This window comes from Psychrobacter sp. 1Y4 (assembly GCF_051847555.1).
In genome coordinates, this window is the sequence record NZ_JBPYDE010000007.1 from 1 (window position 1) to 15,938 (window position 15,938).

A 15,938-nucleotide genomic window follows, 5' to 3' on the forward strand; every position below is an offset into this window, starting at 1 on the left:
ATTATGATAATTTAATCCTGTCAGGCATTGCTGCCTGACTAAAGTAAATCAGCCTCCGATAAAGTCGGGGCGGTTCACCTAAACTGGTCTCACAATCTTGTCATATCTCTGAACGTTATATTCATCTGTTGTTTCAAGACCTACCTTACTCGTTTTCAGGATGGGTCAAACTGACCAGGTTACTGGCTGCAAACAAACTATTAACCAAAGCCAATTATAGCTCTGTTGCTGAGGTTGCTTATCAAGTTGGTTTTACCGATCAAAGCTACTTTTCACGTATTTACAAACAACACTTTGGCTTCTCACCCAAAGATACACCTTTTAATGACGCCAAGCCCTATGAGCACAGAGCGAATACTAATTAAATCATACTAGCGTACTAATACCACCTACAAGCTTATGCTCTTAATAAATAAAGTCTGACTTCCATTATTGATACGATTGTTTATCGGCAGTTTTACTTATCGATGTGCACGACTAATAACTAAGTTTTTTAAGAGTCCAATTAGCCCTACCGTTTATTCCTAAATGGAATAACTACATGATAACTCGGTGTTAGACCTTATTCCAAAAATCAGGATAATCACTCCTTTGTTATTCATTTTTTGATTTCTTAGGAGTTTGTAATGCAGTTATTGTTACTAGTGGCTGTTTTTGTCGCATTACTATATGGCTTGTGGCGTTATCACCGTCAGAGTGATTCGTTAAGTCGTAGTGTTTTCCTAGGTTTATTTGTCGGCGTAGGTTTTGGTTTGGCGCTTTCAGCGCTTAATATTGATACCAGTAATTTTTTACCCTGGGTAAACATTGTCGGGAATGGCTATGTCAATTTGCTGAAGATGATTGCAATGCCCTTGGTATTCATTTCAATCTTGGCAGCCATCGCTCGTTTAGAAAAAGCGTCCATGATTGGCTCTATGAGCTTCTGGATTATTGGCACCTTACTAATTACGACAGGGCTTGCTGCTTTAGACGGCGCGATTATTGCCAACTTATTTACTCTTGATGCCAGCTCTATTGTTGCTGGTCAAGCAGAAATTGAGCGTGGACAAAGCATGGTTGAGAGCAGCACTCAAGTCTCTGACCTGACCATTCCAGGATTAATTTTAAGCTTCATTCCCACTAGTATCGGCGCGACATTTGCAGGCTTACAAAGCACTTCGATGATATCTGCTGTGGTCATTGCCAGTTTATTAGGGATAGCCGCTTTAACGGTTAATGCAAAAGAACCTGAAAAAGGTGCGGTAATCATTCGCGGTATCGGCATATTGCAAAGTTGGGTGATGGCACTGGTACGTTTTATTATCCGTTTGACTCCTTATGGCGTTTTTGCCTTAATGATTAAAGTCATTGTCACTACCGATGCCAGTGCAGTTTGGCAATTAGCAAAATTCCTCCTTGCCTCCTACGTTGCCCTATTCATTGTATTGATTATGCATGCACTTATCATTTTATTAACCGGGCGCTCACCCATCAAACACTTTAGAAAAATTGCGCCTGTACTTACATTTGCTTTTACCTCACGTAGTTCAGCAGCGTCTATTCCTTTAAATATTGATGTGCAAATTAATAAGCTTGGTATTGCTAAACCTATTGCGAATTTTTCAGCATCGTTTGGCGCGACCATTGGTCAAAATGGTTGTGCTGGCGTTTATCCTGCCATGCTGGCTGTGATGATTGCACCGACTATGGGACTTAACCCTTGGTCGATAGGATTTATAGCTTCCGTCATTGGCGTCTCTATGATTGCCTCTTTTGGTGTTGCAGGAGTTGGTGGCGGAGCGACATTTGCAGCTATTATCGTGTTATCAACCTTGGGGATGCCGCTAGAGCTCGCTGGTTTGTTGATATCTATTGAACCATTAATCGATATGATGCGTACTTTAGTCAATGTTAGTGGCTCAATTACTTCTGGTGTCGTTGGTAATCGTATTCTTAGTGAGTCGTCTGAACCAGAGCGACTGATTGATTATGATACTCAAGTAAGTCACAGCTAAATAGTAACACTGACTGGATTTTGGTACTGTCCAAGTTTCAATAATAAGCATTGTACAAGACATAGCGAACGGTAACTTTTGGGGTGAAAAATAAAAGCTTACTGCTTCGCTATTTTTTACGGCTGGTTTGTCGTTAATGCCCAATACATCCTAACCTGGTTTATCATTGTTCTTTAAACAAGAACTTTCATTTGTGATTATTGCTGTTTATCTGTCTATAGCCCATAAACTATAATGACTATATAACGGTAGGATTGATTACGAACGAGATAAACGCTTGGTGATAACTACAAAATTATAAGAAGATAGCACCTCTTTGCATACCCTTTTTAATAAATACTCAAGCTGAACGATCACCTATCTTTGTCAATATTAGTTATCGTCGTTTTTAATTCAAACTTAAATTGAAAATCAATACTAAAATCAAAATAGACAGGAGATCGGTATGGGCTTATTAGTCGATGGTAAATGGCAGGACCAATGGTACGATACCGACGCTAGTGACGGCCATTTTAAACGCGAAGAGTCAGGCTTTAGAAACTGGGTTACCAAAGACGGTAGCGCAGGACCAACAGGTGCAGGTGGCTTTAAGGCTGAGCCTAATCGCTATCATCTGTATGTATCTCTAGCATGCCCTTGGGCGCATCGTACGACTATTTATCGTAAACTTAAAGGTTTGGAAGATATGATTTCGCTATCGGTCGTTCATCCTTATATGGGTGATCACGGCTGGACATTTAGAGAAGGTGCGGGTGTCATTGCCGACCCTATCTCACATGCTAACTACGCTTATGAGATATACACTAGAGCAAAATCAGACTATACAGGGCGCGTCACTGTCCCTATTTTATGGGACAAAAAAACCAACACTATCGTTAGCAATGAGTCATCTGAAATCATTCGCATGTTCAATTCAGCCTTTGATGAGGTTGGTGCGCTACCAGGTAATTTTATACCGTCAGAGCTATTAGCAGAGATTGATGAGATTAATGCATTTGTATATTCTGCTGTCAATAATGGGGTTTATAAATCCGGCTTTGCAACCACGCAAGCAGCTTACGAAGAAGCTGTGAATACGCTATTTGATGCGTTAGATGTATTAGAAAAGCGCTTAGAGAATCAGCGTCATTTGGTTGGTAATACCATTACCGAGGCCGATTGGCGTTTGTTTACTACCCTAGTGCGTTTCGATGCCGTGTACGTCGGTCATTTTAAATGTAACCTGCGCCGTATCGTTGATTACCCTAACCTTTGGGGTTACCTGCGAGATTTATACCAAGTGCCAGGTATAGCTGAGACCGTCAATATGAATCATATTAAGGCCCATTATTACACCAGTCATGCCAACATCAACCCAACTGGTATCGTACCTATCGGACCTTATCTTGACTTTAATACGCCGCATGATCGCGAACAGTTATCGTAAATAAAAAGGTAACGATAACAAGATACAGGGCGACTGGTATGAGTTTTTCGCAGCATCTATCTGCTAGCTACAGCAAGTAAGTAAGTAAAATTCATACCAGTTTTGCGTTATTAAATAACGTATCCATTTTATTTAGTATCGATTATAGTAAATAAAAAAGTGTTTGCATAAGAAATAAGCTACCCAAGATTATAAGCATAATCTTGGGTAGCTCTTTTTTTGGATGTTTTAAACGTCACTCATGTTAGCGTTTTTGAGTGACATCCAAATCACTTGAGTAGGCAAATAAAGCAGGCGCACCGCCCGTATGCCAAAACAAAACACGATCCGTTTTCTTGATTTGGCCCGTACGAATCATGTCTATGAGACCACCCATCGCACGACCCGTATAAACCGGATCTAGTAATATTCCCTCTGTTTGCGCCATCATCTCAATAGCTTCATTTTCGAGTTTGCCAACCACCCCATAACCCTCGCCAACATAATCAGAATTAAGCATCAAATCGGACTCTGAAAACTTATAATCTGCATTGATGAGTTTTGCTGTACTGTTAGCAAGTGCGACAGTATATTGATCAAACGGCACTTTATCGGTTTCGCCCTTATCAATGTTGATGCCTACTATCTGATAAGGCAAGTTGAAAATCTTGTTCCCAAGCATTAAGCCTGCTTGTGTGCCACCAGAGCTGGATGCAAAGACGATATGAGTGAATGTCTCGTTGATGCTTTCACGCTGCAACTCTAGCTCTTTAAAAGCTTCTACAAATGCTAGAGCACCGAGCTCGCTTGAGCCACCATAAGGCACCACATAAACGTTTTTATCCGCTTTGGTTAATTGCTCAACGATTTGAGGAATGTCCTCACCTTTGCGGTTGGCTCCTGCCCAATGAATATGACAACCAAATATTTTATCCAATAATAGATTGCCACTGACTTGCTCAGGCTCCTCTCCGCCTAATACTAAATGACATTCAAGACCCAAGCTTGCCGCAGCAGCTGCCGTTTGGCGACAATGATTGGATTGCGCAGCACCCGCCGTAATGATGGTATCAGTGCCTTTGGCCAGCGCATCACCGATGATAAACTCAAGCTTACGGGTTTTATTACCACCCAATGCTAGCCCCGTATTGTCATCTCTTTTCATAAAAATCTTAGGGCCATCAAGTTTTTTACTCAATCTTTTGAGCTCAATTAATGGTGTTGGGAAAAATCCTAACGACTGTCTAGGTATATGGTTATATTCCATGTCTTGTCCATTTTATAATAGAAAATGATAGATAATGCTAAGCCTTATCCACTGGCAACCGTTATGCAAAGTGGTTATTTAGCTAATGTTAACAGCATAGTTTCAAGCTGCAAAAATATTTATTTAATCATGCACTATGCTCAACAAGCCATCAGACAAAAAAACCCCAAGTAAACCAATACTTGAGGTTTTCACATTTGTGAAAACTACTATTTAATATCAGTATCAGCTAAACCCAATGCAGCTTTGATATCATTCATCATCGATAGCGTCCTATAATTCCTATCTTCTGATTTATCGCCAACCACATAATAAACCAGTTTGAATGCTTTGATGCGTTCTGACTTGGTTTCGATGAGTGTGCTCAAAGACTCAATAGAGGCATCTTCAGCAAAACGAACGATAAGCGTCTGAGTATGTATCATGGCTGCCAATTCGGTGTTCAAAAGTTGACTAAATGGTTCTTGTTCAGTCAGCACTTCAGTCAAACGCATCAGCTGGTCACGGTCTATATTGTCATCAGCAACTATATTACACAAAATCATCATACGCACGACAGCTTCATTAAAACTGCCTTCAGAGATTTTGGTCAGTGCCTCTTCTACCTTTGGCAATTCATGCAGTTCGTCTTTATTCAACAGACGACGTGAGCCTACTGATTCTCCATATTCACGAAACCAAGGCATTGACCAAATCCCAAAGAACATACTCTCTGTATATCTACCCTGCCAATCTCGCCAAAAGTCTAGCGTCACTCTGACACTATCCATAAACATTTTTTCGACTTGCAAGAAAAGGTTGTCCTGCTGCATAGATTCGATGGCTGGCAGTTTCACTCTGGCATAACTATCAGAAGAATGACGCGCTTTTTTAGCTTTTTTTGCAGGGACGAAGTCTTCGCTCTGCTGGTTATCAGTTGTACCAGTCATTGCTTTACTCAAATGACAAGTAGCTACTGCTAGCGGGTTTCTACTACTCCATATACTTCTTTGGAGTCTCAATGGGTGCATAGTACGAAGAAATTGAGCGGAAGTTTCATTGCTCATAGCTTTTACTAGTGGGCGCAAATTATGTTCATAAGCTTGAGTCTGAGTCATAGAATACCGATGTACCGCTTTGAATAATTCTTCATCGGTTCGGTCGTCTCCTAGCGCTTGGTTTAAATCTTTAAAAGTACGACGTTTTAGATCAACGGTAAACGTTTTTTCTTGCCCCGATCCCTCAATATGGTCAATGTGCAACTCATACAATCCTGGTGGTAAAACTTCAATCATATCCATGATTGAGGCTATACCTGTATGCTCATGATTGGCTATTTTGGAGCTGACAAAGATACCTAGATGGCCTACTTGCTCATGAATCATATAGATAATACGTTGACCGCAAACCTCAACATCTCGCTCATCACTATAAGCATCTAGAATCCACGATAATGCCTGAGGAGGCGGGGTAATATCATCACCATGTGAAGCAAAAGCGATAATAGGTGCTTTGACATTACGCAGGTCAATATTTGTCCCTTTTTCTAACTGTGCGGTATTGCGAGCAAGACGATTGCCAACAAAGATGTTTTCTACAATCCACTGAATTTCTTTGTCATTCATTAAAAAGAAACCACCCCACCAACGCTCAAAGTCAAGAAAGCGCTGACGATTAGCTTCTGGGTTCTTGTAAAGATCGTAATATTTTCCGACATAGTTACGATAAGGGGTCATTTTTTCAAAATTATCAACCAGTGCTGCCCCATCGAATACGCCATTATTTATGTCAGCACTAAGCATAGATAGCCAAGTACCGCCATTGACGCCTGCTTTGTAACGCATCGGGTTGACTCCAACCTCTCCGCTCCAAGCTGAGATGGGCGCACCATTCAAGACGATAGGCCCTTTGATATCTTGGTTGGTTGCAGCCAAAATAAGCGCCGCCCACCCACCTTGACAGTTACCAATGATTACTGGTGATTGTGCATGGGGATGTCTTTTTTCTACTTCACGGACAAACTTTCCTTCAGCATAAGTAATATCGGCAATGGTTTGCGTCGGCTCAGGAAGACGCTTAAATGCCACAAAATACACAGGATGGCCTTTGTTAAGTGCGACACCGACTTGACTCTCATGCTTAAAGCCACCAATACCTGCACCATGGCCAGCTCTGGGGTCAATCACGATATAAGGGCGCTCATCGTCGTTGGTGACAATCCCTTTAGGTGGTTCTATTCTTAGCAAGACGTAATTGCATGGGCGTTCAAACTTGGTTGCATCCATGATTACTTGGTAGTCATAATCTAAGACTGGCGGGCAGCCAGCCAGCTCATGCTCAAGAAAAATATCACCACGCTCTTTAAGTACATCGACTGTTTGTAAAAGTCGTTTACTACTATCTGTACTGTAGCTCAACCATTCTTGCCATAGTTTTTTTGGCGTAGAGATCTTCTGCCAACTTTTTATGATGGCATTCTTATCTTGATTCAGTGTCTGGATATTTTCTTGAATTTGCTTATGATTTTGTTGTAAATGCTTACAAGTAACCTCTATCAGTAAACCTGCGCCGTCTGTTCTATAGTTATTTTGTAGGTTGAGCTCGTCTATGGTATTTTCATTTTTGTAAAACTGATGGTTTACCATCTCTTGAAAGTTTGGTATCAAACCTGTAGCTCTATGATGTGGGTTGCTACGACTTAACCACACCTCGGCTTTGTTTGGATTTTCAATATTTTTTTCAATAGTGTCTGACATAGGTGATTCCAATTTTGAGTTGACGATAATGTTTTTTATATACTGCTATTATTGATTATCCTCTAAGGCTAATTCCACTAAGGCTAATTGTTTACTAACAGACAAGATTTATTAAGGTTCAGTTGAGCGTAAAGCTTCATCTGCCCTGACATGTACATACTCCCCTGGAGCATCAGAGAGTATCTGCCACTCTTTACCTGTATACGTGATACCCGGTTGTCTGCTATCTACTTCACCTGCACTGTGCTGATTGATCCATTCGCTCCAATGTAGCCACCAGCTCTTATCGTGCTTTTCTGCTTTGGCATACCATTCATCAGGATCGGCGACATAATCTTCATGGGTATAAAAGCCATACTTACCCGTTGGCGGGTTGATAATGCCAGCGATATGCCCTGACTCACCGAGTACAAAGGTAACATCACCACCCAGCACTTGTGTAGACGCATAGCTTCCTTTCCATTTGGCGATATGGTCTTGTAATGTTGCGACGACATAGGTTGGGATAGTCACTTTTGACAAATCAACCTTTACTCCGTCATATGCCAACTCGCCTTTTTCAATCATTTTGTTGCCCAAATACAGCTCGCGCAATACAAAGCTATGCAATGCGGCAGTCACGTTGGTAGCATCAGAATTCCAATATAAAAGATCAAAAGGAATTGGACGCTCCCCTTTTAGGTAATTTTGCACATAATAATTCCAATAAAGGCTATTTTCACGTAATAGACTAAAGGCGGCGCCCATCAGACGTCCGTCAAACACCCCTTGCTGCTCTCCTTCTTGCTCAAGCGCACTGACCGTACGTTCGTCAATAAATACGCCTAAGTCTCCAGGATCGCTAAAGTCAAATATCGTGGCCCAAAAAGTTGCACTGGCTATACGATCTGCCTGCTTATTTTCAGTCAACCAAGATAGCGTCAACGCCAGTAACATACCACCGATACAATAACCGATGACGTTAGCGGCTGACTCCCCTGTAATCTCCTTAATGACATCTAAAGCCGTCAGCAGTCCCTCGTGCATATAATCCTTCATATTGACGTCTTTATAAGCCCGCGTTGGATTGGCCCACGACATCACAAAGACACTATGGCCTTCATTGAGCGCCCAACGAATGTATGAGTTCTTCTCTTTTAGGTCCATGATATAAAATTTATTAATCCATGGCGGTACAATCAATAAAGGACGTTTTTTAACTTTGGCTGTCGTTGGATTATATTGTATCAACTCAAACAACCGATTACGGAACACCACTTTGCCTGTCGTTGTAGCGATGTTTTCACCAAGCTTAAAAGCATCATGATCCGTCATGCGAATGCTCAGCATTTTGGAGCTCTTTTCCATGTCTTCTGTTAGCTGCTTGAGTCCTCTTACCAGATTCTGTCCCTTTGACTCCATGGTCAAGCGCAGTATTTCAGGATTACTCCATAAAAAATTACTTGGCGCCATTGCATTTAACCATTGACGAGTAAAAAATGATAAGCGCTGACGGGTTTTTTCATCAACTCCCTCAGTATTATCAATGGTATCCATCATGCCATTAGCGGTTAGAAGATAGCTTTGTTTTAGAAAGTCAAAAATAGGATTGTTGGTCCATTCTTCGTCTGTAAAGCGTTTATCGCCTTTTTCTGGAGTGACAAGAGGTTGTATTTGGTCTTCAGAGCCCTTCATCAGGGTATTTTGATACAGCTGGAACTGTTGTTTCCATAAATTCATCTGTTGTTCGATTAATGCAGTGGGGCTTTTGTCTGCTACGCCTGTGCTAAACTTCTGCCATCCATCTATCATATTGAGCATCAGAGATTGGCTTATGTTGTCATCTTGGCCAACTCGTTTTAACGTTTCGCTAAAAAACTTTTGGGACAACTCGTTAAGATCACCCATATCGCTGTCAGCGCTTTGTTGGTCCTTGTTTTGATCACCTTGCTGTGAGTCTGGCTTTTGCGAATCAACGTTTTCAGAAGTACTTGGCATCATAAAATTGCCAAAATTATTGATTGAGTTCTGCCATAGCTTCATGTTGGCTTCGAACGGATTTGAAGCTTGATTAGATTGATCAAATAAAGATTGATTAAGCTGATTTACTTGGTTTAACTGATCTAAATATTGTTGACCAAAGCTATTAAAGTTAAAGGCATCGCTAGTGTTGTTTTGACTATCTTGTGTATTTGACTGTTGTGTATTTGGTTTTTGCGATGATGTATTTGATTGGTCATCGGATTGCTGATTGTTTTTATCGGACTTATGATTATCCATATCTTTACCTATTTTCCTATCCATAAACGATACTGGATTTAAACAGTATCCAGCTTTAAACGATATATAGTTATAAAACACTTCTAATTTGTACAAAAGTGCAAGCCTATTGATCCAATAAAGCTAGCACAATAGAAAAAAGATGGGATAGAGTTCTCTAACCCACCTTTTAGGTTTAATAATTACATGATATCTCATCAATAACAACCAATAAGATGATTAAATTTATCAGTAATTACAATTACTTATTTGTTGATTTTCCAGTACTGCTGGTATTACTAGTTCCAGTCTTTGTGCTCGTTTTCGTATTTGAGGTATTCGAGTTAGTATTGGTATTTGTCTTTGCACCTGATTTGGTATTTGCACCAGTCGCAGTTTTCGCAGCTTTTGTGGCTTGTTCAGTAAACTGCTCAGCCATTTTGTTCATGTTTGCTGCGTACTCTTGACCTTTTTTTGTTGCTTGATCAGCAGTTTTCTGCATACTTGACTGCATTTGCTCACTGGTTTGACCCTGAACTTCACCCAAAACTTTCATAACGTCATCATGCATATTGCTGCCAAGCTCTGTCATGCGCTGAGCGTCTGATAGCATTTTCTGACTGATAGTATTAAGCATCTCTGCTTGCTTACTGCTAAAGTCTTTGGCAGCTTCTGGAGAGTCTATTTCTGAAACTTGACGCATGTTTTCTAAACCCATTTCTGCGTAGGTCTTAATAGTATTAAGTGAAAACTCGGTCATCATTTCAGCGTTTTTTAAAAAAGCTTGGTTCAACTTGGTCCAAGGTTCAAACATTTTTTGGGCGCTTTCGTTGAACTGATTGACATAATCTTGCGGGGTCTGTTGTGACATATCATTACTCCTTGTATCGAACGATTGGTTTAGCTTTGTCCAAGGTTCGAACATTTTTTTTGCATTTTCATTGAACTGGTTCATATAATCTTGCGGGGTTTGTTGTGACATCTTATTGCTCCGTATATTGACGGTTGAGAAAAAATCGTATGCGTTGAAGGTTAAGAAAACATTATAATATTATTAAGTTTGTCACTTTATACAGTACTGTAACAAAAATGTTTAACAGTAAAGTCAAGACATATACTGACCACCATTAACTGATATGGTTTCACCTGTGACGAATATGGCATCCTCACTGATAAGATACATACAAGCAGCAGCGATTTCGTTTGCACTAGCCAAACGATTCATTGGAATGGTTTCTTTAATTTTATCCATGATATGTTCAGGTACACTCTCTACCATGGGTGTATATGTATAACCAGGAGCAACGACGTTGGCGGTAACTGATGAAGAAGCTCCTTCGTATGCCAATGCCTTAGTAAATCCAATAATACCTGCTTTGGCGGCTGAATAGTTCGTCTGACCATACTGACCACGTAAGCCATTTATCGAACTGATATTGACGATGCGACCGGTTTTTTGTTCTAGCATCTTGACGAAAACTGGATGGACAATGGTATAAAGAGACGTCAAGTTAGTCTCTATCACCTGCTGCCACTGCGCAAAGCTCATTTTTTTGAAGCTGCTATCACGAGTGATACCCGCTCCATTTATCAAAGCATAAATACTGTCGTACTTGTCGATTGTCTGCTTAATCGCTGCCATCGCAGTTTCGTGATTACTCAAATCAACAGCAAGAAACTCAAAGTTATCCGAGTCAAATCCATTATCTTCGCACCACTTTTTTGTACGCTCAGGATCTTCTTGACTCAAGGTCGCTATGACATGATAGCCATTAGTCACTAACTTCTCACAAATAGCTGTACCAATTCCACCAAGCGCACCTGTTACTAAAGCAACTTTTTTATCCGAAACATCTGACTTTGACATAAAAAACTTCCTTATATGAGTGAGGATTAATTATTAATGACCAATGAGTGCACAGTCGTATTCTTTCATTAGAATATAGCACAGTTATTTCATAGTAGTTATTCCATGTTGGTAATAAACCATTGTTATTTGTAGGGGTTTAGTATTAAAGAAAACGACTGCGTTTAACAATACAACATAAAGGTCAAGTTACTTAGATATTTATCAAAACTACCATGTTAGATACCAATCTAAACTCAAGTAACAATCTAAACTTAGGTACCAATCTGAGTAATGTTGAAAAATTTTTGAAAATCATTCATATATTAATTATAAAGCCAAAGAAACGCAGTATGCCGTTCCTTTGGCTTGTTATACATCCATCTTGCTATACGTCCATAAGATTACGGCTTGTTTTTTGCATTTCTAAGCCACTTTACTATGAGGCTTGGGTTTTTAACAAACGCGACCAAGGCATCGGTCAATTCTTTATTGTTAGTAACCTCTGGTCGTAACTTTGATCGACGGTTATCTGCACAAGCTTTTTTAAGGCATTCACTCACCTCTTCGGCATCAATCTTTTGTCGTTTGAGAAAGCTGCGAATACTATCTTTCTCTAGCAAACACATAAGCAGACGGCAGAGTTTTTGATCATATCCATCCGTATTACTGCTTGGGAACGGATCATCACCGCCTATCCAGACAGAAGCACTTAAGAGCTGCTCCCTTGTAAAGGGGTTGTTTTGTATTGATTGACCTTTCGCCAAAACCCGTACCTTATAGACACCGGCTGAAGCAGCATGGAATGCGACATTGAAAACACCAGGCTCAACCTCCGATAAGGTTAGGTTTATTTTAGTGCCATTAGGTCTTTCTAACTCTGCTCGGATGGACGCACCATTGTCTAAGGGGCGCTCGTATTGAGTCAATTGAGCTGATAAAGTTATCATACCACTTGGTTCTCGGGTAGCCTGCTCAAGCTGCGCTCTAAAGCGTAGATCAGAACTAGAATGCACATTAAAAGAATAGCGTAGCCCGTGTGTCTTGACCTCATCAAATTTTTCACGGTCATTTTCGAGGCCGGCTAAATATTTAGCGAACACTTTTTCATTCAGATTGAGGACTGCATGCCATTGACCTTCACGTTCTTCAAGCCCTGCAACAGCGGTCGGTAAAGTCATGCGATAAAACTGCACATGTTCACTTGCTGAAAACGCTAACTCAACAGAAGCGTTGGCAATGCTTGGGTCGATTATTTTGCCACTCGGAGTTTCAAGCATATAGTCAAAAACATCTGGTAGAGCGTCTCCCGTCAACAAGATTGCATCTACTGTGATATCTGCTTCGTTAAGATTAAACGGAATACGTATCTCGCGGGCAGGTTGAATCCAACCCTCGGGATCCATCACTACCTCTGTATTTTTAACTCCTGACAGTATCTGCAAAAAATATTTTTGAAGCGTAAAGTAGTCATCAGTATCCAAAGTACCAGTCATTAAGACATAACCATTTGTACTACCAGTCAATGCTTCCAAAGCAGCAGGACTGATCTGTTGCGCCGTGCCCAAGCCAATAGCAAAGACGCTACCATCAATGATACCATCATCTATAAGTTGGCTAATGTAAGGCGCTCGGTTTTCGCGACCATCCGTTAGCGCCACTATAGCGGTATGATTATAGCTGCTAGGAGTCAAATCATCCAACTCGCTACTGGCCAACTCGATCCCACTACCAATAGACGTCGAACCGCCAGGTGATGGTTGATCCGTGATGGCTTCATTCGCAGCTATACGCCCAGAGCCCGTCCCTAACGCGCCCGCAACCGCAATCGAAGTCCCCAGAGTCGCATCGTTGTCGAAGTACACCACACCAATACTGTCCTCGTCACCCAATAGATCGACGAATACAGGCGCGCTGTCTTTGAGCACTTCAATACGTAACCGACCATCGCCTGCGTCCCAAGCCATACTACCAGATTTATCCAATACCAAAACGGTGGCGACCGTTGGTTTGGGGATAGTCGTGGCAGATAAACTAATGAGCCATGTCTGCCCAGTTTGCACACAGCTAACTTCCGCGGTTTCTGGACCTGAGCTACCAACACTGGTAGCCGTGTACGAAAACCAAACCTGCGCTACATTGGTATTGTCTCTATTAACAACGACCCTATCACCGTCAGGCGTTCCAAACCCTGTACCTGTTGGGCCGGACGTGATAGTAAAGATTAGCTCTCTACAGAAACTGTTGTCAGGACTAGGAGGACTTATGTTAAAAGTTGCAGCCCGCACCGCTGTACTACCTACAGGTGTGGCATTAAACACTAACGTCGTGTTAGTCGGTGTCACTATAGGCGGCGTATCCGTATCATATGAGTATCCCATAGCGTGGTGATCCAACGTCTCAGATACCAGCGTACCCAAGCCAAAGAGTGTGTCGCTCAAGCGGTGACCTTCGAGATCATCGCTTGCTGTGTCTCCAGGTACATAAGGCACTGTTGGATGCAGCGCTTGCCAATCAGCCCACAGTTTATCCACAAAGCAATGATGTAGAAAGAAGACCGGGTCATTGGGTGAGGTGGGAGGCAGCATAGAGCCAGTTATCCATTCATGGACGAGGTTATGGGTATTTCCGGGCGGAGGTGTTTTGCCATTGACAGGTATGCGTCCTTCATTCGCGCTACGATAACCCTCCGTGCTCGTTGCATCGAAATTACCGCTGTCATAAATGGAGATCTGCTGAATTTCATCAATGTCAGCTTGAGTGGGCAAGTCCGGAGTGTTAGGACGAGAGCCAAAATTTCGTACCAACCCAAAATGCATACCCGATGAGTCGGTATTATTTCCGAATATATCAATGATATTCCAACTGTTATTTATGTCTGAAGCATCATAAGCAAACGGACCGCTTTGAACAAAGTTACCCGTACCAGACCCATTGCCGCCCATAAGATCATTGGCCCAGACGGCCGCATTCATAGGATCTGCCGCGTCTGACGCCCAGTCCCAATACGGCAATGTTACTCCAGGTACTAATCTGTCCAAGTCTAGCTCAAACTGGCGTATAAACGCACGGTGCCACGGCAAAAATGCTGGACCGCGATGCGCTCCATTTCGTACCCCATCATTTACCCCCCAACCTCCTGGTGTTCCTGTTCGCGCGACGACATAGTGGTCAAGTACATACTTATCATAGGTGTTGGTGATGTTAGAATATCTGGTACGTACGTGTTCTGGATCGTTTGGATCGTCGACGTACACGTACTCTTCGGCTTTCATAAGTTTAATAGCATTAATGAAAGCAGCCTTTTCCTCTGTCGTCAGAGAATTCACGTTTTTTCTACAAGTCATGAGTGACAATTCCTTTATTAGATGCTTGGAATTAGATGCTTGAAATGAATTACTAGGAGCAAAGGTCCAGGCATTGTGAATTAGAATAAACCGTGTATGTAAGATTGCTTGTTATCTGAAATCCGGTGTGTTATCAATCACGTCTTGTACCAACTCAACCAGCGATGAGTATGAAGAATATGGTAATAAACCGGACTCAAATGCTCCATTACGGAACTCTACGACTTCAAATGCTTCTTCGTCGATTTCAACCTTTAATACCTGTAAAATCTTTTGGCTTTTATCAGAGACTGGCCGTTTAGAAAAGGTAATTTGCCGTCCTTTATACTCTATGGATTTGGGATACTTTTCATCTGGGATATGCTTGTTGTCTTTAATCATTTTAAACTCTCCATTAGCCAGATATTTATTACGATTATTTGGTTTAGCGTTGCATTGCGGCAGACATCACAACTGAAAGTCAGCAGCACGAGCAGATGTAGAAATGATTACCAAACACATAAAATAAATGTACTAATGCTTGGAAATTACCCATTACATCAATGGTTTATCACCTTTACCTATACACAGTCTAATTTAAATTGTCAAACCTATAATGCTTCATTAGCAGAGGTTTTGATTAGTGGCTTAACAATATTTGTCCGTCCATGTTTGTTTTGGTATTTTTTAATATTGATAGTAGAAAAGAATAAAGCCTTGAATACATAGCTTTGAACGAGGGTAAGCGTTGTATTAATATCTTAAAAACTATTGTTAATTTATTTAAAAAATTTAGCTCTCTAATAGATTTATAATTACAAATATACTCAATAAATAAAATTTATCTCGTGGAATGATGCATGACAATTTTTAAATACGATTTTTAGAATGACTTATAAGTGTGAAGTAAAAACGAAATAGTAGATTAATGTTGTTTTAGGAGAAATATAATGTTTTAAATGAGCCAAGGCTACATTCATAAGTAATGGATTATATGTCGATGGATTAATTAGATACTTATTTATTGCCACTACACTAATTGGCACTATGCTAGATAAGAAAAGGTTTACAATGAAAAATATACTGATTGAAAAGTAGGAATCACCTAACTCTTAATACTAAGC

At 40.9% G+C, this 15,938-nt stretch carries 10 protein-coding genes; 3 read left to right on the forward strand and 7 right to left on the reverse strand.

Annotated features, from left to right (window positions below; translation table 11 throughout):
* Nucleotides 1-104 precede the first annotated feature (104 nt).
* The 3 genes from ACS8FC_RS07435 (at nt 105) to ACS8FC_RS07445 (ending at nt 3,423) form a co-directional block, all read left to right on the forward strand.
* Nucleotides 105-365 (forward strand): helix-turn-helix transcriptional regulator, encoded by a 261-nt coding sequence (locus ACS8FC_RS07435; RefSeq protein WP_439296434.1) that lies wholly within the window; start codon nt 105-107, stop codon nt 363-365.
* Nucleotides 366-626: 261 nt separating this feature from the next.
* The gene (locus ACS8FC_RS07440; RefSeq protein ID WP_439296340.1) at nt 627-1,997 is read left to right on the forward strand and encodes a cation:dicarboxylate symporter family transporter; all 1,371 of its coding nucleotides are present in this window, start codon (nt 627-629) and stop codon (nt 1,995-1,997) included.
* Nucleotides 1,998-2,442: 445 nt separating this feature from the next.
* The gene (locus ACS8FC_RS07445; RefSeq protein WP_439296341.1) at nt 2,443-3,423 is read left to right on the forward strand and encodes a glutathione S-transferase family protein; all 981 of its coding nucleotides are present in this window, start codon (nt 2,443-2,445) and stop codon (nt 3,421-3,423) included.
* Nucleotides 3,424-3,667: 244 nt separating this feature from the next.
* Here ACS8FC_RS07445 and ACS8FC_RS07450 read toward each other — a convergent pair whose 3' ends face one another.
* From ACS8FC_RS07450 to ACS8FC_RS07480, 7 genes are all read right to left on the reverse strand, one after another.
* Entirely contained in the window at nt 3,668-4,669 is a 1,002-nt protein-coding gene (locus ACS8FC_RS07450) for a D-cysteine desulfhydrase family protein (protein ID WP_439296342.1), read from the reverse strand.
* Between the two features lie 209 nt (nt 4,670-4,878).
* Entirely contained in the window at nt 4,879-7,404 is a 2,526-nt protein-coding gene (locus ACS8FC_RS07455; protein WP_439296343.1) for a DUF3141 domain-containing protein, read from the reverse strand.
* A gap of 111 nt (nt 7,405-7,515) precedes the next feature.
* A complete protein-coding gene (gene phaC / locus ACS8FC_RS07460) occupies nt 7,516-9,663 on the reverse strand; it encodes a class I poly(R)-hydroxyalkanoic acid synthase (protein ID WP_439296344.1) in 2,148 nt (715 codons plus the stop codon).
* A 241-nt stretch (nt 9,664-9,904) separates the two neighbouring features.
* Nucleotides 9,905-10,624 carry a phasin family protein gene (locus tag ACS8FC_RS07465; protein ID WP_439261093.1) on the reverse strand — a complete coding sequence of 240 codons (720 nt, stop codon included), beginning with the start codon at nt 10,622-10,624 and terminating at the stop codon, nt 9,905-9,907.
* 123 nt (nt 10,625-10,747) lie between these two features.
* A complete protein-coding gene (gene phbB / locus ACS8FC_RS07470) occupies nt 10,748-11,509 on the reverse strand; it encodes an acetoacetyl-CoA reductase (protein WP_439296345.1) in 762 nt (253 codons plus the stop codon).
* A gap of 383 nt (nt 11,510-11,892) precedes the next feature.
* On the reverse strand, nt 11,893-14,835 hold the full coding sequence (locus ACS8FC_RS07475) for a tyrosinase family protein (protein ID WP_439296346.1): 2,943 nt from the start codon (nt 14,833-14,835) through the stop codon (nt 11,893-11,895).
* Nucleotides 14,836-14,946: 111 nt separating this feature from the next.
* A complete protein-coding gene (locus ACS8FC_RS07480; protein ID WP_439296347.1) occupies nt 14,947-15,216 on the reverse strand; it encodes a hypothetical protein in 270 nt (89 codons plus the stop codon).
* Nucleotides 15,217-15,938 lie beyond the last annotated feature (722 nt).